Raw genomic sequence first — 20388 nt, 5'->3', positions numbered from 1 at the left:
CCTAAAGAACAGGCACAGGATCGTGGTCTTTCATAAGAAATGACCAGAGTTTCTTCCTATGTCAAAATGACAGGGTTCACCTGCCGCTCTGAAGTGTTTCATAGAGGGGTAATCTCGTATATCTCAGAAAAACGTCCCTGCCGTTCTCGAAAAAAGAGCGTATCCCATGCCGGTTTTTTCCCGCTTCCTTCGCTACTTCCTGTCCGTTGCCCAATACGGCTCGATCCGGAAGGCCTCTGAACATCTGCGGATTGCGGCATCTGCCATCGATCGTCAGATCCTGCACGGTGAGGAAGCTCTCGGCACCCCCCTCTTCGAACGGCTGCCCAGCGGCTTGCGACTGACCGCTGCTGGCGAACTCCTTTACACCAAAGGCAAGCAGTGGACGCGGGAGATGCAGGAAGTCCGCACCCAACTGGAAGATATGCGCGGATTAAGACGGGGACAGGTGGACATCGCTCTGCCAGATGCTCTGACGACAGGATTTCTGCCGCGCATTCTCAAAGACCTCCGAAAAAGCCATCCAGGCATCACAATCTGCACTCACGTTCTGGATAACGCTGTCATTCAGCAGGCCCTCATCAGCGGAGACGTTGATTTTGCGCTTCTCCTGAACCCAACACAGGCCCGTGGCCTGCTGGTCCGAACCCATATCGATTATCCTTTAGGCTTCGTCTGTCTTCCCGACCATCCGATTGCCCAACACAAGGACGCCCGCTTCAGCATCTGTGCTGAATACCCGATGGTTATGCCGCAGCAGCCTCTTGCGTTGCAGCGACAGATTGAAATTCTGGAAATTGACAGCAATGTCAGCGTCCAGCCTGCAGCATCCTCCGATAATATCCAGATGATAAAGTCACTGGTTCTGGAGGGCGTCGGACTGGGAATTCTCAGTCGTCTGGATGCCATGAAGGAAATTCTCAGTGGCGAACTGGCTTTTGTCCCCATTTCAAACCGGGACGTATCCCCACTGACACTCGCTCTATGTGTAGATCAGGCGCGACAACTTTCCGGAGCCGCGAGACTGGTGATTGCAGAAGTGGAAAAAACCTTCCTACACCCGACAGAGATATAACTTCAGAAGCAGCATGCTGAACGACAAACTCCACACCGCGTTAGGAAGGGCAGGCATAAGCCAGAACATCTAAGGACAATCCTATGTCTTTTCTCAGGATATTTTCTGCCAGCGCCCTCATCTGCTGTCTGTCAGGAAGCGGCGCCCTCGCACAGACGACTGCCGACATTCGAATTGTTCAGGGCGGAGAGAATGTTGTCTGGAAAGCTGCGCCTCCCATGTTCCCAAGTGGAACACGTATGTCCTTCCTGTACGGAGCCTCAGACAAGCCTGGCCCCTTTACCATGCGTGTTATGATGCCCGCAGGGTCAACCATTCCACCCCATACGCACAACATGGATGAAATGCTCACGGTCCTGGCAGGCAGTGTGCATCATTACATTGGCGAGAGCATCACAGCGAACGATGAAAAAATCCTGACAGCCGGAGGGTTTGTTCATCTCCCTCCCAATGTTCCGCACGCACTCAAAGCGGGCACACAGGGCGCCATTGTGCAGGTTTCGGGAACAGGCCCATTTACCATGACCTACGTGAACCCACAGGATGATCCGCAGCATACAAATCGTTAAGACCAGTCAGACAAAAAAAGCCCTGCTTCACATGTGAAAGCAGGGCTTTTTATATCAAAATGAGCTGAGAACTTAGTGGCCAATAATTCCCAGAACCAGACCTGGCGTCAGTATCTGCGGTAACACAACTTCCGATCCATGCGCTGGATAATAAACATAGAGCGGAACGCCATCGCGCCCGTGGGCTTTCAGGTAAGCGGAAATTCCAGCGTCCTTGTTGGTCCAGTCGCCCCTGAGATAAGCGACATGCCGCGCACTGAACGCCTTACGGACAGAGTCCACATCAAGCGCCACCCGTTCATTCACCATGCAGGTAATACACCAGGACGCCGTCATATCGACAAAAACCGGCTCTCCCTTTGCACGAAGGTCTGCCAGCTTCTCACTTGAAAACGACTGAATTTGATTGCCAGCTGACGTGGCAGGAGACGTCGCTGTTGCAGATACCGGTTCGGCAAGACTACGGGACAAGCCTGCCCCACATACGACCATGCACAGAACGGCTACAACACGGCAGAAGAAAACCGTGCCCCGTCCACCTTCCCGCATCGCGCGATGCTGTCCTATGCCGTAGATCCAAGCTGCAAAGCCCAGCAACACAAGACCGCCGCCTGCCACGACTACGAAATTCACACCGCGCTCAATCGTCGCCACCCACAGCAACCATACGCAGGTTGCCAGAAGCGGGAAGGCCAAGGCCTGCTTCAACACACCCATCCATGCTCCTGGCTTTGGCATCCGCGACGCCAGACCGGGAACACTTGCCACCAGCACATAGGGAGCTGCCAACCCAAGCCCCATGGAAAGAAAGACCAATAGCCCCATCACAGCGGGGCCACCCAAAGCTCCTGCAATGGCGACTCCCATAAACGGAGCCGTGCAAGGCGTCGCGACGATGACAGCCAATAGCCCCGTCATCATGTCGCCAGCATGGCCTGCCCCGTGTGGATGCAACTGACCTAACCGCCCCGCGCTGATTTCAAAGACGCCAAGCAAGTTCAGAGCCATGCCAAACAGCAGCCAGCATACACCAACCACAAATCCCGCTGATTGGAACTGGAAGCCCCATCCAGCTGAAGATCCGGCGAGGCGCAGTCCGATCATCAGAAGACCAAGAACTGCGAAGGCTCCTGTAACGCCCAGCGTATAAAACAGTGCACTCTGCAACTGCACACGTCGCCCAACGCCGCCCATTTTGGCCAGTGACAAGGCTTTCATGGCCAGAACCGGGAAAACACAGGGCATGAGATTGAGGATCAGGCCGCCGACAAAAGCAAACAGCATCACACGGAGCCAACCGGCACCGGTTGGTACGGCGTCTGCAGTAGGTGCGGGCGCCGCTGCGGCATCTTCTACCTTGGTTGGACCCACCGTCTGTTCAGCAGAAATTTGGATCGGGCTTTCCTGACCAGCCTCATCCTTCAACACGACCAGCCCCTTAAGCGGCGCATCCCGATGAGCGGTTTTCAGAAACTTCAGGTGAAGAGAAAGCTCGTCTTTGCCAACGTTCAGCGGCTGCGGTGCAACCTGATCAATCAGGCCACCTTCTTCCGGCAAAAACCAGGCTTCCGACACTGCTGTAGAAGACAGTCCTCTGCCTTCAAGCGTCAGGACACCCTCTGCAGAAACATGCGCCTTGAAGGGAGACGGAATCGGCATTTTCGCGTCTGCGGCCTGAAACAGGCCAGCCTGAGCGCCTTCAGGAGCGGGACCGGAAGACGCAGGCAGTGTCAGCGAAAAATCACCGCTTTCAGGAATGCAGACTTCGGCACAAACAAGCCATTCTGCATGTGCATGAAGTGTGGTCCCGCCAGTCCCTTTTAAGGTCAGACTGGCTGGAAGCAGCACATCTCCGACATAGGCGTAGGACATGAGACCGCCTTCACTCAGGCGAACTGGCATCGGCCAGTGGATGTCCGAAGTCTTGCCAGTTGCCCCGCCCTGCGCCGTTACATCAAGCGTCGGAGTGTCCCCGGCATCTCCAGGGTTGATCCAGTATGTGTGCCAGCCCGGTTTGAGTTGCAGCCTCAAACCAACACGCAATGACTGGTCCGGACCGATGGAATCACGGTCAGTAACCAGAGTTGCCGTATCATTGGCTGAGACGACAGCGGGGCTTTCCGCTGCAATAGACGCCCCATTGACAGCAAGACCACATATCCCCGCTGTAAGCAGGGCCAACAGACTTAACACACGACGCAAGGTAGTCTCATTCCCTCAGGACAAAACAGGACAGCCTGCATAACACTCTATGTCTGAGAAAACAGTGCTTTTCCGCAAACAGGACTAAATAAATCCTGTTTTATGGTTTTTGTCTCAGGGAATCAGTTTCTCCGCTCTCAGGCGCTCAAACAAATCAGAGAACGAGTCTGGCGTATATTGCCACCCGTCAAACCCTGCCAGACGGCTCTTGGACATGTCCGTCACACATTCGACAGGACGCCCCAGATCCGCGTCCGTATGCCAGGCAGACGCAAGGTGATCGATCCGACTTTCGGTCAGGCCATATTTCTCAGTAATCTGCGCCCACAAGTCTCCATCTTGCGACAGTATTTCTTCAAGATCTGTCGCGTGACCGGGATAAGGTGCAGCTTCCAAACCAAACCATGCAGCAAGGCGGGGCCACAGCCACTTCCAGCGAAACACATCCCCGTTCACCACGTTGAAGGCTTCATTCCATCCGCTTTCAGATGTTGACGCCCAGAGAAGCTGCCTGGCCAACTGACGGGCGTCAGTCAGGTCGGTAAGGCTATCCCACTGTACAGGCGAGCCAGGAAAAACGAAGGGACGTCCTGTTTCACGGCAGATCGTCGCGTAAACAGCCAAAGTGCTCCCCATATTCATCGCATTGCCAACTGCATATCCGATGATGGTGTGGGGACGATGTACGCTCCAGGAAAAGCCGTATTTTTCCGCTGCGGCAAACAGCACATCTTCCTGATCGTAATAGAAATTAGCCAAGGGTAGACGCGGCATGTCCTCCCGGAATGGCGTCTGGGGTGGCTCACCTGAAGCATAAGATTCAAATGGCCCAAGATAATGCTTCATACCCGTTGTAAGCGCAGCGTGCTCAAGCCTCTCTGGCGCAGGAAGTGCCTCAAACACATTGCGGACCATCGCGGAATTAACGCGACAGTTTTCTTCTTCCGTGGGCTGACGAAGCCAGGAACAGAAAAAAACGTGTGTGGGCGTCAGATTCTTCAGGGCCAACTTAAGGTTATTCAGATCCAACAGGTCTGCCGCAATCGCCAGAGCACCGGCCATGTCGTGTCGGGGCCGGCGCGCCAGGCCATGAACAGTCCAGCCTTCGGCAACGAGACGTGTCGCGAGCGTCTGGCCAACAATTCCAGTCGATCCAACAACAAGAGCAATACGGGACATCAGGGTCTCCTTCCCGAAAAGTGGTTCGCTCTTCATTTGAGCCCTTGGCGTTAACAGTTCCAGACGGCACCATACTGTGCCCTGGATACCAAAAAGTTCCCAGGAAATGACAACTTCCCTGCCGGCCCACTATCGCCAGGCTCCCTTTGACGAAGACTGCGCGCCACGCCGGGTTTTGAGACTTTTCAGCGGGAAATGGACGACCATGATCCTCCATACGCTCCACCTTCTGGAAGGAAGTTCACGCCCCGGTCGCCTTCAGCGGAGCATTCCTGATCTTTCAAAAAAAAATGATGACCCAGACATTAAGAGAGCTTGAAGAAAAAGGACTCGTCTGTCGTGAGATCCACCAGATCATGCCGCCCAATGTGGAATACAGTCTGACATCTCTCGGGAAGGTCTTCGGCGAGCCCATTGAACAACTCTACTTGTGGGGGATCGATCATGCAGATGCGCTGGAAGCGCTGGGGGCCAATGAACGCCGGGCAGTAGCTGCAGACACTCTGATGGAAGCTGCAGAATAACGCATCACATTTTGGACAGGGGACCTCATCCTGTGGCACTCCTGCTTGAAAAGGGCCTTCCCGGCCAAAAACAGACCTCACCTTGCGCGGACATGCTCCGGTCTCAAGGCATATCAAGGACATTTCAGAACGATGTGTTCCCCTTCATGGCCCGTCCAGTCACGAACACCCCGTCAAAAGAAACGCCATTCCTTCATGGCCTTTCTGGTTTTCCTGACGGCCCTGCTGGCAACACCCTTCAGCTGGGCAGAAACAACACCTGCAAAAGCCGCAGAGGCAACAGTCAGCCCCACGTCGGCTCCCCTGTCGGCTCAGGAAGCCCAGCAGCTTCTAAATGTTCTGAATGACCCCAAACAACGTGACAGCTTCACACACACGCTCTCGCTCATGGCGCGTGGTGTCAAACAGACAGACACGCCCGCGGCAAGCCCGGCATCCAAAGCCGCGACCATGCCGGACGTGTCACCAGAGATTGATAACGGTCTGAAGAGCGTTCGTACGCAGTCCTTGGGATATGTTCACAACTTCCTGAACCTCTTCAGTGACCTGGGGCTGGTCGGCCACTGGTTCAGGTCACAGATGCTGTCGGCAGAGACGCGCGCGCCAATCCTGCATGCATTTGGAATTGCCGCGCTGGTTATCGCGTGTGGTCTGGGGCTTGAACGGACCATCGCGCTGATGCTGCGCAAACCGCTCCAGAACCTGACGCTCAAGGCACAAGCGCGGGAAGTCCGGAACATTCAGGCGCTTCCTGAAACCGATCCGGCACCTCGCCCAGCGGGCACCGAAGCCCACAGCAACTCCAGCCAGACCCGTGCAGAAGACCAGAGACGTCAGGTTGAGACGCTCCGTTTCCTGTCCCGTATTCCTTACGCTCTGGGTCACTTTTTGCTCAAAGCCCTGCCCGTTCTGGCATTCCTGCTTCTGGCAGCTCTGGCGGTACTGGTTCTGCCCCTGACTGAGCGAACGGTGAACGTTATCCTGACGCTCGCATATTCTTATGCCGGCGCACGCACGCTCTACCTTCTGGTCGAGACGGGCCTCACTCCACGATCACCGACCATCCGGCTCCTGCCAGCGAGCACGCCGACAGCCTTCATGGTGACACGGTGGTGGAACGTACTGGTTGCGGCTCCCGCCATTGTCATCTGCCTCTCTGAACTTGGCGCACAGTTCAATCTGGCCCCCCGTGGGACGGATGCCATGATCAGAGCCGTCGTTCTTGTTGAACACGTGCTGATCGCCGCCTTCATCTGGCGCATCCGTCACATTGTCAGCAATGCGCTTCAGCCCAGCACGGTTGGCAAGAAAACAGGAATGTGGACGGTTATTGCCGCCATCACGCGCCTGTGGTGGGTGCCTGCCATGTTCCTGGATATTTCCCTCTGGATTGTCTGGGCAGCCCATCTGCAGGGCGGCTACGCCTGGATTCTCAAAACGACAGGCGTCACGATCGGTGTGCTCGTAGCCTCCCGTCTGGGTGCGGTTCTGGCCTACGGGCTTCAGGACCGGTTTTTCCGCGTCAATCCACAGCTTGTGGAGCGGTTTCCGGAACTTCAGAAACGCGCTGACCGATACTACCCTGTTGCACGCATGGTGCTGACGGGGGCCATTCTGTTCCTCACGTTGGTTGCCATCACAGAAGCATGGGGCCTGCCAACCTTCGGCTTCTTCATCAAGAATGCCCTGGGCCGTCGTTTGATGGATACCGCACTGACGATGCTGATTGCCGCGACTGTGGCTGCTGCAATCTGGGAAATAGTCAACATCATGCTGAACCGGCAGCTCTCGTCTTTCGAGACTTCAGGCCAGCGTTCCCGAGCAACCCGCCTGCGTACGGTGATGCCGATCATCCGCACCGTTCTTCTGGCCATCATCATCATCATCGTTGCCGTGACGACACTCTCGCAGATCGGCATCAACGTAACGCCCCTTCTGACCGGTGCTGGCATCCTTGGCGCAGCCATCGCCTTCGGTTCCCAAAGTCTGGTGAAGGACTTCATCACGGGCTTCTTCATGCTCGTCGAAGACGCAATCCAAGTCGGTGACTGGGTGACGACAGGCGGCGTCTCGGGAACGGTAGAAAACCTGTCAATCCGGACTGTGAAGGTGCGCGACATTACAGGCGATCTGCACATCATCCCGTTCTCGTCCGTCTCCTCCATTGCCAACACGGCGCGCGGCTACAACCAGATCGTCATCAAGCAGCAGCTTGATCTGTCGGAAGACCTGCCACGCGTCTCTGCCATCATGGAAAAAGCCGTCAAGGAAATGCGTGCTGATCCGGTTTTCGGGCCGATGATCCTGTCCGACTACACAGATCTGGGCGTAGATCAGAGCGACAGCGGAGGCGCCACCCTGATTGGCAGCATCCGAACCACTCCGATGATGAAATGGAAGGTCAAACGCGAATTCAACCGTATCGTGACCAACCGCTTCGCAGAAGAAGGCGTCAAATTTTATACGCCGACGGCTTACACCACCACACCGCCAGGCAACACCATGCAGTTCAAGGTCGCCAATGACACAGGACCGCAGCCCGTTCAGCCTTCACCTGAGAAAGCCTAATCCCTGTAGAAGGCGTTTCAGAAGTTTGGAAAGAGCGTAAAGCTGACCAGAGACAGGTAAAATATCACTGCCAGCAGAATATGGCACATGTAAAGCGGGGCAATCACATAGCCCCGCCGCCTTGCCCATCCCATGAGAAGACCAAAGGCAGCAACGGCCACGGCTAAAGCGACATTCAGCATAAGTCGGCTGTCACCATTCGCCAGTGCGACAATCATAAAAACCGCGCCGAGCAGGGCAAACCCGACATGGACCGGCAGCAGAGCCTTCAACGGACGCTTACTCCGGAGAACGCAAAGGCCGAGCCATACGCCTGCAATAACCGTTAAAGTGAAGCACAACATCGAAGCAATCAACATCTTCGATTCACCTTTTCTCTCATGTCTTTCCGGACATTACCGGATCTGGGAACAAAATGCTTGCAAGTATTCGTGCGCACATCATGCGCCTCATATCAGAGCGACACACAGAGCGTCTTTCCGGGACGCCCTCTCGAAGAGATCCTAATCGGTCCACACTCACAGACTTCGCCTATAGCGCCCGGCATCACGCGAAGTGAAACCAGAAACGACAATGGTCAAACGCCAGCGCAGACAAAGACGCTCTGATCTCTGCAATAAAAAAAGCCCGGCATCTCTGCCGGGCTTTCAACAATAGAGACATCAACTGACGTCTCCATCATCGCTCATCTCAGATCAGCGCAGAATGCCAGTGTGACCCACACTGTAACGGCCTGGCTGGGGCCAGACGGTCAGGCCATGTGGCTCTGCTCCAACAGGGATCTTGCGGACAGCACCCGTGTCCGTGTCGATGGCATAAACCACATCGTCAAAGCGACCAGACAGCCAGAGCAGTTTGCCGTCAGCACTGACATTGCCCATATCCGGGCTGCCACCACCCGGAATCATCCAGGTCTTGATGACCTTGTCCGTCGCGAAATCGATGATGGACACTCCACCCGGACCACCGCGCTTGCCGTGAATGCGATGGGAACCGCGGTTCGCCACATACATGACCTTGCCATCACGGCTCGGATACAGGCCATGCGTGCCGATACCCGTTGGGATGAAACCGGTTTCCGTAAAGGAGTCACCATCCACGACGAACACACCGTCAGCCATCATGTCGGCAACATAGAACTTATGCCCGTCTGGAGCCGTCAGAATATCCTGCGGCATTCCACCCTTGGACAGCTTCAGCATACCGATCATCTTCAGGTTCACGGTATCGACCTTGGCAACATAACCCCCAAACTCGCAGGTGAAGATCGCGTACTTGCCGTCAATGGAGAAATCAGCGTGATTGACGCCTTTGCACTCCGGCGTCTCGACTGAGCCCTTTAGCTCCATCGTGTGCGGGTCGCGGAAATCAAGACGCTTGTGGGCTTCAGCTACCGTGATCGCGTACTTGCCATCCGGGGTGAAGTACATGTTGTACGGATCATCTACTGCGATATTTGCGCCGGGCTTTGCGGTCGCAGGGTCGATCGGCGTCAGGGAGCCATCCGGACGTCCCTCACTGTTGTTGGTTACCCAAAGCGTCCGCAGATCCCAGGATGGCACGACGTGCTGCGGGGAGCGACCAACGGGGTAGGTATCCACAACCTGAAAAGACACCGGATCAATAACGGAGACGCTGTTCCCACGCAGATTCGGGACATAAACCCGCGCCGGATCATGAGCGATCGCCGGGGAAATATGGGACGGCGTGGTCTCGCTATAAATATTGTGCGGATCAATCACGGCGGGCATGCCCGGAATGGTCTGCACCGCATCTGAAGCAACCGGAGCGGCCACAGGAACAGATGCGACAGCAGGTGCTGGCGCTGAGACAGGCACCATAGCTGGCGGAGCTGCTGGAGCCGCGGGGGCCGGAGGTACAGGAATCGGTGCACTTGCGTCCGCAGGAGCCGTGGTCTGGGCCTGCGCCGCAGAGGCTCCCAGCAGCGTAAGCGCCGCCAGAAGGGGGGTCTTAAAATTCATGGATGGCTCCTGTTGAAGGACTGAAGTGCCGTTACAGCGGTGCGTATCTGCATCTCTGTGCCGATACGTCCCAGTCCGGGCGTAGCCTGGCGCGGATCCCCGCCATAAACGCCATCGGTGACACTGGGTTTTGGAGCGGTGCGAAGCGCTTCCTGACGGACCAGGGACGGATCCACGGCCAGCATCAGGGACGTATCGCTCAGCTCCGCATGCATACCCACTTCTGCTGCATGGCCCTGCGCTTTCAGGGCATCAGCATACTGATGGGGAATAACTTCATAATAATCGCGCAGGTCCAGAACTGCTGCCTGACCCTTCCATCGCGTGTTCAACTCCTGGGCCACATGCACCATGGATGCCTGATAGCCCCCATGATCTCCGAGAAAAACGATTTTCCGGAAACCCTGCACACGAAAGCTTTCAGCGGCACCTGTCAGCATTCCTTCGAACACGGCAGGTGGCACAGAAATCGTTCCCGGAAAACGCATGTGAGAAGTTCGCGGGGAGGTTGAACCTTCCGGCACATAAGCAATGACGGGGGCTACAAACGTCTGCCCGGCCTGTCTGGCAATTTCGTCAGCCAGAACCTGCGCCCGCACATTATGCTTGCCGACAGCCATGTAAGGCCCGCTTTGCTCCGTACCACCGACAGGAATGATAATAGTATCCGTACCGCCATGAACGGAGCGGTCGATTTCCGTCCAGGTGTGGCAGGCGAATTCAACTTGTGCCGCCGTTCCCGAGCAATGCATCACGGCTTGCCCGAATGCCAGCGGAGCCATACCAATCCCCAGGCCAAGCATCGCACAGACGGAGCGCAATAGACGGGGATAAATCGGCATAAGACGGGCATCTCTGAAAATGGTCGTCTTTCCCTACTCCATCCGGGGGTATGTTTTCCAGAGCACCCCGTCTTTTCGCTCTCATAAGATACAGTATAGAGAGCGGTATGCCTTTTCCTGTTTCTTATGACCCCGATGCGGTCGACAGTGCCGCCCATCTGATCCAAGTCGCGCTGACGCCGGTTTTCATGCTTTCGGGCATTGGAACACTGATCAACGTCTTCAACACACGTCTCGCCCGCGTGGCAGACCACCTCGAAGACGTGCGAAAAAAACTGGCCACTCCACCTTCCGACACCAACACGCCAGACCCGTTTTATACACCCGCGCGACTGGCAGCCCACGAGCTCAGACTCCATCGACGAATCTTCGTTCTGGATGCAGCCATCATGCTCAACGCGATCGGCGGGGCCTCGACCTGCGGCGCGGCAATGGCTCTTTTTGTCGGCTCACTGCGCGATGCAAGCACGTCCACATGGCTGCTAGCCTTTTTCGGCATAGCTCTGGCTTGCACTGTTGGCGCTCTTTTCTTCTTTCTGGCAGACACGCTTCTCAGTTGGCACGGGCTACGACGCGACGGGCTTTCTCTTTCGTCCCCCAAGAAAAATTGAGGACTTGCGTAATTTTATTGCGCGAATGTGTCGGTTCCCAAATTTTGATGCCCTAAATTGCCATGGACGCGACAATAGAACACCCCTGAACTGAAACGTGAAATAATCGCTGTTTCAGGTCAGGGGAGTGCATTTCATGAATTGCAGCAAAGTTCTGGCAGGGATTTATGCGTTAAACGCAGGTCTGATCCCGCATCTTCATTTATTGCTTTGAAAGTGGTTTCTGGAGTTTCTCCCGTCCCACGCCATCAACGGCAAGTAAAACGGAGAAAATTTCCATGACGTCCATGACCCTGATCCACCTGATCGGCCTGCCAACCAATCTTCTCGCCCAGTTCTCAATGGTCGCATTCGTGCCTGTTATCGGCGCTCTGATGATCGCTACTGTTGCAGCTGACCGCGTTTCTTCCAAAGGCTGACATTCAGCCTTTGGTCACGCCTTGGCTCTTCACGAGCAGGGCTTCAGTGACGAACGGATAAATAGGAGTTCGGATCCAGACGACGACGCCACAAGTCGCTGATCCAGCAGCCCATGATTCCGATCATCATACCCACTGATGTGGACCCGATCCAGTGTGACGGTAGCAGCGCCATTAAGACGCCTGCACCTCCTGCGATGGTCCAGTTCAGTGTACCAATCAGGGCAGATGCTGCTCCTGCCTGATGCCCGTGATGCGTCAGGGCCAGAACACCAGCGTTTGGCCCGACAAATCCGAGCGACGACGTCGTACAGAAGATCAGGATACAGAGTATCCAGGGATTTTGTGGCCCGACCAGCCCCAGCGAACAGATCAGCACACCAAGCAGTGTGAAAGTCAGAACAGCCAGCATTCCGTATTCCATGACTCTGGTAAACAGAAAGCGCTGCGCCATCCGTGCATTGATCTGTGATCCAATGACGAAGCCTACCGCGTTCAGCCCGAAGAAGATGGCGAACAGACGCGGCGAAAAATGCAGAATGCCTTCAAAAAGAGCCGGGGCATTGGAAAGATAGGCAAACATCGTAAAGGTGCCGAAGCTCGCAACCATGGCGGCAGAGCAGAACAGTGGCTCTGTAATCAGGCCCCAATACCGGGTGACCACTCCTGTAAAAGGAAGCGCAAACCGCTTCTCTGGTGGAAACGTGTCTGGCAGCAGGAACCACGTTCCAATGAACAGCAACACTCCGAACCCTGCGCCAACCCAGAAGATCAGTCTCCACTCCCCCAGATCCAGCAGAAAACTGCCGATGGAAGGTGCCAGAAGCGGTCCGAGACCAAAAATTAGCATCAACTGGGACATCAGCTTCACACCAGCCGGCCCGGTGGCAACGTCCCGCACCATGGCTCGTGGCGCTACCGACGTTGTCGCCCCTCCCATGGCCGCGATGAAACGCAGAATGCAGAACAGGTGAAAATTTGTGACTACGGCCAGTAGAGCAGAGGCAATCACATACACCACCAGCCCCAGCAGAAGCGGTAATTTACGACCATAGCGGTCACAGAGGGGCCCCAGTGTAAACTGCCCGATCGCCAATCCAGCGAGCCAGGCTGTTAGCGTCAACTGGGCTGAACCAGCTCCCTGCCCCAGATCATGTTCCAGCATGGGAAATGCTGGCAGATACATATCTGTCGAAACCGGCCCGAGAATGAAAATAAGACCGATCAAAATCCGAACGACCGGCGAAAGGGTCGTTACAGGAGCATCAGGGGTGGAGGAAGTGGACAAAAGTACACCACGTCATGGGAGGGCGATAAACAGGAAAACGGGCCCCTCGTTAAAGAGAAGCCCGTTTCGGTACTCAACGCCTTTTTATGCGCCCTGACCATCCCCGAAAAAGCAGAAACGATCAGGAAACCAGGGAAGACTGGAAGATTATTTCCCCCAGCCAGCCAGCACGCTGTCCTTCACACTCTTCGGAAGGCCAACATAATCAAGGCGGGCATTGTCCGCGTCACCGTTCTGGAAACCCCAGGCGAAGAAGTCACGAACAGCCTTGGCTGCCTTTGCATCCTTCGGGTTCGTCGGAACCAGGACGAATGTTGCAGTCACGATAGGCCAAGCGCCTGCGCCAGCCGTGTCGAGCAGGTTTACAGCATAATGATCAGCATGAACCCAGTCAGCAGCGTTTGCTGCTTCCACGAAGCTCTTGAGCGTCGGGGAGACGAATGCACCCGTATGGTTCTTCATCTGGGCAATATTCAGATGGTTCTGTGCAGCATAGGAATACTCGACGTAACCGATGCCGCCTTCGGTCTGCTTGACCATTGCTGCCACACCGTCGTTGCCGCGAGCGCCAGAGCCACCCGGCCATGCGATTGACGTGCCAGCACCCAGCTTCTGCTTCCACTCAGGGGAAACCTGGGACAGATAAGACGTAAAGACAAAGCTCGTGCCAGAACCATCCGCGCGATGAACCGGCGCGACATCCGTTTCCGGCAGCTTCAGACCCGGGTTCAGGGCCTTGATGCGGTCGTCATCCCATTCCGTGATTTCGCCATCATACAGGGCAGCAAGCGTCGGGCCGTCCAAACGCAGGCTGCCTGGCTCGATTCCAGGAACGTTGGCGACAACGACAATGCCGCTCATCACAGTCGGAAACTGATACAGGTGTTCAGCAGCCAGACGATCGCCAGCCATCGGCTTGTCCGAAGCACCGAAGTCGACGGTACGGGCGATAACCTGATCCTGGCCAGCGCTGGAGCCGACACTCTGATAGTTCACGTTGACGCCGATCTGCGTCTTGGCTCCAGCACCCCATGCCCCATAGATAGGAGCAGCAAAGCTGGAACCTGCACCCGTGATTTCCGCAGCACGGGCGGAAGACAGCGAGACAGAACCAAGGGCCGTCATTGCGACAAAACCGAAAAGCGCGAGCTTGTTCTTAATCATGATGATCCCTAACCGGGCATTGGTAAACGGAGTTATGTACTAGCCCCAGCCCTTCAAGGGAAACAGGGGGAGCCTCATGATAGTTTCATGACAGGCTCAGAGGGCCTGATGCACAAATATCACACCCATTTTTCATTCCCCCAAAGAGCCAAATAACGGGGGAAATTCGTCCTTTCCTAAAAGACACATATTTTCAAAGAGATGACAGGTTTTGTCATAAATGAGTCTTTTTCCCGTCATGAAACCTTCCCACTCTTCGAAAAACGGAATCAGATACCTCCGCTGTGGATCACCTGCCATTCATGCAAGGACGCACCACGGCAATGACTTTTTCTCTCCGAAGAACAACTGCTCTTCTGGCGACTTCGACCCTGATGTCTCTTGGAATATTCGCTGGACAGGCACACGCGGCTGACCAGATGGAAATCATGGAACGTCAGATCCACGCGATGCAGGCGCAGTTGAATGCCCTGAAGAAAGAGCATAACGACGAGATCAAGCGGGCCAAAGCCGTCCTTGCCCGCCAGCGTGAAGAGGCTGAAAACAACCCTTACGGTCAGCGCAGCAGCTACATCGGTTCACACCAGCAATCCACAGCGCCGCTGATCACCGTGCGGCAGGGCACAGGTGGTCCGGACAGTGGCCGCCCGGCGTCAGACCGTGCAGATATCACCTCTTGGGCTGACTTCCAGCGCGCAACGTCCCAAGACGAAGAAGTTACCGTCGGTGGCGTGAAAATCGGCTTTCCGAAGGGCCGCCCCACCATCCAGTCTTCTGATGGAGCTTATGCGCTCTCCATCGGTTTGGCCTTCCATGAAGACTTTGGCGGGTTCTTCAATTCGGGCCCACGCCGTGGTGAAAGCCGTGGCGCTTTCAATAGCTTTACCTCCAACATGCGCCGTCTGCGTATTCCGTTCATGTTCCGCTACAAGAACTGGGTTGCAGCTGTTACGCCTGACTTTGGTGCGAACCATAACGACGGTTATGTAGGACTCTATGAAGGCAACCTGAACTACACGGGCTTCCGCAATACAATCCTTACCGCCGGTTACTTTCAGCCTCGCGTGACGGAAGAGGACTCCGAGAGCTCCAACGACTTCTTCACGCTTGAACGTCCGAGCATTACCGATATGGTCCGCAACATCGCTGCTGGCGATGCCCGTTTCAGTGTTGGCGGACTGCATTATGAAAAGCGTTGGTGGGTCGCAGGGTACTTCACGGGCCAGGAATGGGGCCACCGCAATGGCTCTGACAACGGCAGCACCTATTATGGTGGCGGCAGCAGCAACACCGTTGACAGCCAGACAGGCGGAACACTTCGTGTTGCAGGCCGCCCGGTTGCAACGAAGGACTGGGATGTCCACGTGGGCGTCTCAGGCATTTCCGCATTTCGCGTAGCCTGCAACACTGGAACGAGCACCACCTCCTGCTCGCGCTCCACGTCCTTTGGTCAGCGTCCTGAATTTGATATAGGTGAAGCCAACCTCGCTGGAACGGGCACGATCAGCAATGCCGCACAGGTGTGGGCTGCCGGTCCTGAACTGGGCGTTCGCTGGAAGCGCCTGATCGTCAAGGGTGAATACTATCATGTTGGCGTTCAGCGCTCTGGTGCAGGCCTGAAGTCTGCTGGCTTCCAGGGCTGGTACGGCTCCGCAGCTTACACGATCCTCGGCGATCCACGCATGTACAACTATAAGGAAGGCGCGTTTGGTGCCCCTGGCGTCAAGTCTTCTGAAGAGTTCAACCCTGCTCTCAACCAGTGGGGCGCTCTTGAAGTTGTTGGCCACTACAGCGTGATCGACCTCAACAGCAACCTGAACGATCCCAATCCAAGCAATGTCATCCGCGGTGGTCAGCAGACTGTCTGGACGGGTGGCCTGAACTGGTACCCCAACCGTCATTTCCGCTTCATGCTGGATTACAGCCACTTTATCGTGTCCCGCAGCATGCAGGCGACTAACCTGTACGGTCGCACTGGAAACTCTATTGCAGCCCGAATTCAGGCTGGTTTCTAACACTTCACCTTTTCTCAGACAGGCGGGGCGGATCATGGATCCGACCCGCCTTTTTCATTTATGGAGCATGAGACAAGAACAATATCGTCCGCAGCAGCCAGCTTCCTGTCGCACAATGACACGCACCTCATTGTGGTTTCTGTCTAAAGTAGTCGGCCTTCGCTTGTATTACGCTTGCGATATTGGCCCCGACAGACGAGCTGCCCCTCCAGGACGCCCTTTCGCTTATGTATGTCTCTTTGCCCCGTTTGAGTTCCCTCGCAGCAACGACCCTTTTATTATCTCTGGCTCCTGCCCTTTCCGCTTTCTCTGCCGATAGACTGGAAATCATGGAGCGCCAGATCCGGGCGATGCAGGCTGAAGTTCAGAAACTCAAGAAAGAGCGCAATGAGGAGATCAGGCAGGCACGGGCCGTCCTGGCACATCAGCGCGAAGAGACAGAAGCGAATCCCTACCGGCAACGCGCGGCCTTTCTCCCGCCTCCTCCCCTCCTTCAGGCCATGCCAGCGATTGCCCCACTTACAATCCGCAGGCCGGGTGCCCACCCGCAGGACACGCCGCCATCCGACCGCGGTATCGTGACATCATGGCGGGATTTCCGGGCCGCCACAGCTCAGGATGAGGAAGTCAGCGTTGGGGGGATCAAGATTGGCTTCCCCAATGGACGCCCGACCTTCAAGACATCTGATGGTGCCTACGCCTTATCCATCGGTTTGGCTTTTCAGGAAGATTTTGGAGGTTTCCCAAGCGTTTCACATAGGAATGGGGAGGACCGCGGCAACTTCAACAGCTTCACGTCCAACAGTCGGCGTCTCCGCATTCCGTTCACTTTCCGCTACAAGGACTGGGTCGCAAACGTTACGCCCGACTTTGGGCATGGCAATAATGATGGGCAGGTCGGCCTTTACGAAGCCAACATCAATTATGCTGGCCTCCACAACACAGTCCTGACCGTTGGATATTTTCAACCGCGTGTGACGGAAGAAGATGCGGAAAGTTCGAATGACTTCATGTTTGTCGAACGCCCGGCAATCATTGACCTTGTTCGCACGATCGCCGCTAACGATGCCAGATTCAGTGTCGGCGGCATGCACTATGCCGATCGCTGGTGGATTGGCAGTTACTTCACTGGCCAAGAATGGGGTAACCGCAACGAACGTGGTTATTACGCCAGCATCGGGGACAACATCACAGATAGTCAGACAGGCGGGACTTTCCGGGTCGCCGGGCGCCCGGTCGTGACCAAAGATGTGGACATGCATGTCGGCATCTCGTCCATTGCGTCTTTCAAGGTAGCAAAAAGCGCAACTGGCCGCAGTTACACCTTTGCTCAACGCCCGGAAATCAATCTGGGTGAATCCATTCTTATGACCACAGGCGCCATCAATAATGTTGCACAGCTCTGGTCGGCAGGGCCGGAGTTTGCATTGCGATGGAAGCGGCTTCTGGTCAAAGCCGAGTACTATCGCATCGGTGTCGAACGCTCTGGCGGCTTGCCCTCACTTGGATTTCAGGGATGGTATGGGGCCGTTGGGTACACGCTGTTTGGGAACCCACGACGATACAGCATTCAGGAAGGAGGATTTCTCGCCCCAGGCGTTTCTCCGGACCAGGAATTTGACCCGCTGCATGATCGTTGGGGAGCTCTGGAAATCGCAGCCCGTTACAGTGTGGCGGATCTAAACAGCCGCATCGGCGATGCCGATGGCGTCCGTGGTGGACAGCAGACTGTCTGGGCGACAGGCCTGAGCTGGTATCCCAATCGTTATTTTAAATTTATGCTAGACTATAACCACTTCATTGTCAGTCGCTCTTCCGCCACCGTTAACCTCTATGGTCGCAACGGGGATGCGGTCGTCGGACGCATTCAGTCAACATTCTGAACAGCATTCATTTGCAATCCAATGAAATGTTTCGGAAAATTATTTTTTCCAGACGAACTCTCCCGCTCCAGAGGTCTTCCAGTTATTGTAGAATTTTATATTCGGTATTTGGAAAGACTTTCTCTTGCTTAAATGGCTTCTTGGGGCGTTCCTCTGCCTTCTTGTCGTTTGTAGTGCGATCATCGGGGGCGGCTGGTTCTGGATCGACCAGAAAGATTTCGCTGCACTTGCGACCAAGAAGCTCGAAAAAGCCACAGGCCGAACGGTCACGATCGGTTCTCTACGCGTTCGCGCTGGACGCTGGATCACGATAGACGCCAAGGATCTGCATCTGGCCAATATTCCCGGAGGAAGCCGTCCAGATATGGTGAGTGTGGGCGCCCTGCATGCCAGGATAAGAGTGACCTCACTTTTGCATAGGCCAATTGAAACACGCGATGTCACGATTGACCACTTTTCAGGTCTTTTTGAACGAACGCCGGACCGAACACCTAACTGGCGCTTTAAGCCTCAAAAAACTTCCGATCATGCAGAGACCAAACACCTCGGCTCTGACAAGCCAGACCTGAGTTGGTTCCCAGGACTGCGTAACGCTACCATTAAGGACAGCGATGTCACTTATCGCTCCGCAAAGGGCTCTTCGTATCAAGTCGGCATGCAGCATGTGACTTTTCAGTCCGATAATGATGCATCACCTTTGATTATGACGTTTCAGGGCGCGTACAACGGCACTCCCGTTACGCTGGATGCCACCATGCAGCCGCTTAAGGTTCTACGCCGCGCGCCAGAGCCCTATGGGGCTAAAGCACACATTACTTCTGGCGATCTTGTCATCGATTTCGACGGCACCCTGACAGACGCTTTGAACTTTGATGGTGTGAACGGCAATATTGCCCTTTCCACACCAACTGCGTCGCCTGTGTTTGAACTTGCCGGGCTATCGGGTACTCACCCTGCTGTTCCACTGGCTCTTAAAGGAACCTTCAGCCATACCGGAGACAACTGGCATCTTACGAATGCCTCAGGCACCTTCCAGAACAGCAAAATAAAAAGTGGGACCTTTGATCTCAACGAGGGCGGTAACGGCAAGCCCGATATCATTGCGACAGACCTGAATCTGGGCCGCGTAGATCTCAATGATCTGAATAAAGCCCTGTCATCCGGAAAATCTTCCGGATCAACCGATATTCCGTTGATTGCCCCCGCCAATCCGGATCCGGTTCTGCACGTCAAACTCACTGCAGATGAGATCCTCTACAACGCCCTTACATTCTCGAAACTGAAACTGGAGGCATCCCAAACACCGGGTCGCATTGACGTCAGCACTTTAGCACTAGGCTATCTTGGAGCGGGGCTTCAGGCCAACGGTCACATGGAAGGCCAAGGCGGACATTCGCGCGTCACAGCCAACATCGCTCTATCCCATGGTGATATTGATCGCCTTCGCCGTACCGCCGGTCTCGCTCCCGTCCCGGTCAAAGGTGCCCTGTCGATCCGTATTATCGCTTCAGCAAATAATGTCCGCACTTTGAACGAAGCTACACGGAAGGCCGATCTGGTTGCCGCGGTCAGCATGGAAAAAGGCGAAATTGCCCGTGAAATCGTGGAAGCTGCATCCATGGATCTTCGGCTACTGTTCCGGCACGCCAAGGGAACGACACCGATCACCTGTATGCTTGGTGTTCTGGAGATGCATCAGGGAATTGGAAAAGTTGTTCCGCTTCGCCTGAAAACCAGTACCGGCGTCCTGGCTGCCAAGGCAGATTTTGATCTGAACCGTCGGTGGTTAGACCTTGTTTTCGCGAGCCGACCATTCTCAACAAGCTTTTTTGCTCTCGATATCCCAATACGTGTGAGCGGACGTTTTGACAGCCCAAATTTGAGCATTGCGAAGTGGTCGAAAAAGGGACGGGATCTTCTGGCGGATTCTAACGAATTGACAGTTCTGCCTGCCGCCCTCCGTTCCTTTGCATCATCGAATGCCTGCGTCCGCCCCACGCAATGACACATCATTACAACTGCTTGGACGACACCAATTTGCTCCCTCAATGTGCGCAGGTTATGCAG

The 20388-nt window shown here is 55.3% G+C and carries 16 protein-coding genes; 9 read left to right on the top strand and 7 right to left on the bottom strand.

Features of this window, described 5'->3' with window-relative positions:
* The first annotated feature begins 166 nt into the window (after positions 1-166).
* Together KP705_RS08965 and KP705_RS08960 are read left to right on the top strand one after the other, a co-directional pair.
* Complete coding sequence (locus KP705_RS08965; protein WP_046900529.1) at positions 167-1075, top strand: LysR family transcriptional regulator; 909 nt, start codon at positions 167-169, stop codon at positions 1073-1075.
* Between the two features lie 83 nt (positions 1076-1158).
* Positions 1159-1644: a cupin domain-containing protein gene (locus KP705_RS08960; protein ID WP_064275269.1), complete on the top strand. Its 486-nt coding sequence runs from the start codon at positions 1159-1161 to the stop codon at positions 1642-1644.
* A 72-nt stretch (positions 1645-1716) separates the two neighbouring features.
* On the opposite strand, the gene KP705_RS08955 is transcribed toward KP705_RS08960, so the two are convergent.
* Both KP705_RS08955 and KP705_RS08950 read right to left on the bottom strand, forming a co-directional pair.
* On the bottom strand, positions 1717-3837 hold the full coding sequence (locus tag KP705_RS08955; RefSeq protein ID WP_308267325.1) for a protein-disulfide reductase DsbD domain-containing protein: 2121 nt from the start codon (positions 3835-3837) through the stop codon (positions 1717-1719).
* A gap of 123 nt (positions 3838-3960) precedes the next feature.
* Positions 3961-5025 carry an SDR family oxidoreductase gene (locus tag KP705_RS08950; RefSeq protein WP_215764329.1) on the bottom strand — a complete coding sequence of 355 codons (1065 nt, stop codon included), beginning with the start codon at positions 5023-5025 and terminating at the stop codon, positions 3961-3963.
* 290 nt (positions 5026-5315) lie between these two features.
* Here KP705_RS08950 and KP705_RS20065 point away from each other — a divergent pair, with 290 nt between their 5' ends.
* On the top strand, positions 5316-5549 hold the full coding sequence (locus KP705_RS20065) for a helix-turn-helix domain-containing protein (RefSeq protein WP_252348310.1): 234 nt from the start codon (positions 5316-5318) through the stop codon (positions 5547-5549).
* Positions 5550-5744: 195 nt separating this feature from the next.
* Positions 5745-8117: a mechanosensitive ion channel family protein gene (locus KP705_RS08940; RefSeq protein ID WP_252348309.1), complete on the top strand. Its 2373-nt coding sequence runs from the start codon at positions 5745-5747 to the stop codon at positions 8115-8117.
* 17 nt (positions 8118-8134) lie between these two features.
* Here KP705_RS08940 and KP705_RS08935 read toward each other — a convergent pair whose 3' ends face one another.
* The 3 genes from KP705_RS08935 to KP705_RS08925 form a co-directional block, all read right to left on the bottom strand.
* Complete coding sequence (locus KP705_RS08935; RefSeq protein WP_215764327.1) at positions 8135-8476, bottom strand: hypothetical protein; 342 nt, start codon at positions 8474-8476, stop codon at positions 8135-8137.
* Positions 8477-8812: 336 nt separating this feature from the next.
* Positions 8813-10099, bottom strand: a complete 1287-nt coding sequence (locus tag KP705_RS08930) for a YncE family protein (protein ID WP_215764326.1) — start codon at positions 10097-10099, stop codon at positions 8813-8815.
* Positions 10096-10941, bottom strand: a complete 846-nt coding sequence (locus KP705_RS08925) for a creatininase family protein (protein WP_046900522.1) — start codon at positions 10939-10941, stop codon at positions 10096-10098. Before KP705_RS08925 ends, KP705_RS08930 begins: the two co-directional genes overlap by 4 nt.
* Before the next feature lie 107 nt (positions 10942-11048).
* On the opposite strand from KP705_RS08925, the gene KP705_RS08920 reads away from it, so the two are divergent.
* Positions 11049-11552: a DUF2721 domain-containing protein gene (locus KP705_RS08920; protein WP_046900521.1), complete on the top strand. Its 504-nt coding sequence runs from the start codon at positions 11049-11051 to the stop codon at positions 11550-11552.
* Between the two features lie 278 nt (positions 11553-11830).
* Positions 11831-11971, top strand: coding sequence for a hypothetical protein (locus tag KP705_RS08915; protein ID WP_157091237.1), 141 nt, complete (start codon positions 11831-11833; stop codon positions 11969-11971).
* Positions 11972-12014: 43 nt separating this feature from the next.
* Here KP705_RS08915 and KP705_RS08910 read toward each other — a convergent pair whose 3' ends face one another.
* Together KP705_RS08910 and pstS are read right to left on the bottom strand one after the other, a co-directional pair.
* Positions 12015-13259 carry a multidrug effflux MFS transporter gene (locus KP705_RS08910; RefSeq protein ID WP_046900520.1) on the bottom strand — a complete coding sequence of 415 codons (1245 nt, stop codon included), beginning with the start codon at positions 13257-13259 and terminating at the stop codon, positions 12015-12017.
* Positions 13260-13406: 147 nt separating this feature from the next.
* Positions 13407-14423: a phosphate ABC transporter substrate-binding protein PstS gene (pstS, locus tag KP705_RS08905; protein ID WP_046900519.1), complete on the bottom strand. Its 1017-nt coding sequence runs from the start codon at positions 14421-14423 to the stop codon at positions 13407-13409.
* A 323-nt stretch (positions 14424-14746) separates the two neighbouring features.
* Between pstS and KP705_RS08900 the strand changes: the two genes are divergently transcribed.
* The 3 genes from KP705_RS08900 (at position 14747) to KP705_RS08890 (ending at position 20326) form a co-directional block, all read left to right on the top strand.
* Complete coding sequence (locus KP705_RS08900; protein ID WP_046900973.1) at positions 14747-16438, top strand: OprO/OprP family phosphate-selective porin; 1692 nt, start codon at positions 14747-14749, stop codon at positions 16436-16438.
* A gap of 227 nt (positions 16439-16665) precedes the next feature.
* Complete coding sequence (locus tag KP705_RS08895; RefSeq protein ID WP_046900518.1) at positions 16666-18321, top strand: OprO/OprP family phosphate-selective porin; 1656 nt, start codon at positions 16666-16668, stop codon at positions 18319-18321.
* A 124-nt stretch (positions 18322-18445) separates the two neighbouring features.
* Entirely contained in the window at positions 18446-20326 is a 1881-nt protein-coding gene (locus tag KP705_RS08890; protein WP_215764325.1) for an AsmA-like C-terminal region-containing protein, read from the top strand.
* Positions 20327-20388 lie beyond the last annotated feature (62 nt).

The sequence above is a fragment of the Gluconobacter sp. P1D12_c genome, assembly GCF_018812105.1.
GTDB classification, from domain to species: Bacteria; Pseudomonadota; Alphaproteobacteria; order Acetobacterales; family Acetobacteraceae; genus Gluconobacter; species Gluconobacter oxydans_A.
Note: the sequence above shows the minus strand (reverse complement) of the source record. Positions and strands in the feature narration are given on the sequence as shown.

Coding starts and splice junctions, on each gene's coding strand:
- KP705_RS08965 (WP_046900529.1), top strand. CDS start 167: ATGCCGGTTTTTTCCCGCTTCCTTCGCTACTTCCTGTCCGTTGCCCAA.
- KP705_RS08960 (WP_064275269.1), top strand. CDS start 1,159: ATGTCTTTTCTCAGGATATTTTCTGCCAGCGCCCTCATCTGCTGTCTG.
- KP705_RS08950 (WP_215764329.1), bottom strand. CDS start 5,025: ATGTCCCGTATTGCTCTTGTTGTTGGATCGACTGGAATTGTTGGCCAG.
- KP705_RS20065 (WP_252348310.1), top strand. CDS start 5,316: ATGATGACCCAGACATTAAGAGAGCTTGAAGAAAAAGGACTCGTCTGT.
- KP705_RS08940 (WP_252348309.1), top strand. CDS start 5,745: ATGGCCTTTCTGGTTTTCCTGACGGCCCTGCTGGCAACACCCTTCAGC.
- KP705_RS08935 (WP_215764327.1), bottom strand. CDS start 8,476: ATGTTGATTGCTTCGATGTTGTGCTTCACTTTAACGGTTATTGCAGGC.
- KP705_RS08930 (WP_215764326.1), bottom strand. CDS start 10,099: ATGAATTTTAAGACCCCCCTTCTGGCGGCGCTTACGCTGCTGGGAGCC.
- KP705_RS08925 (WP_046900522.1), bottom strand. CDS start 10,941: ATGCCGATTTATCCCCGTCTATTGCGCTCCGTCTGTGCGATGCTTGGC.
- KP705_RS08920 (WP_046900521.1), top strand. CDS start 11,049: ATGCCTTTTCCTGTTTCTTATGACCCCGATGCGGTCGACAGTGCCGCC.
- KP705_RS08915 (WP_157091237.1), top strand. CDS start 11,831: ATGACGTCCATGACCCTGATCCACCTGATCGGCCTGCCAACCAATCTT.
- pstS (WP_046900519.1), bottom strand. CDS start 14,423: ATGATTAAGAACAAGCTCGCGCTTTTCGGTTTTGTCGCAATGACGGCC.
- KP705_RS08900 (WP_046900973.1), top strand. CDS start 14,747: ATGACTTTTTCTCTCCGAAGAACAACTGCTCTTCTGGCGACTTCGACC.
- KP705_RS08895 (WP_046900518.1), top strand. CDS start 16,666: ATGTATGTCTCTTTGCCCCGTTTGAGTTCCCTCGCAGCAACGACCCTT.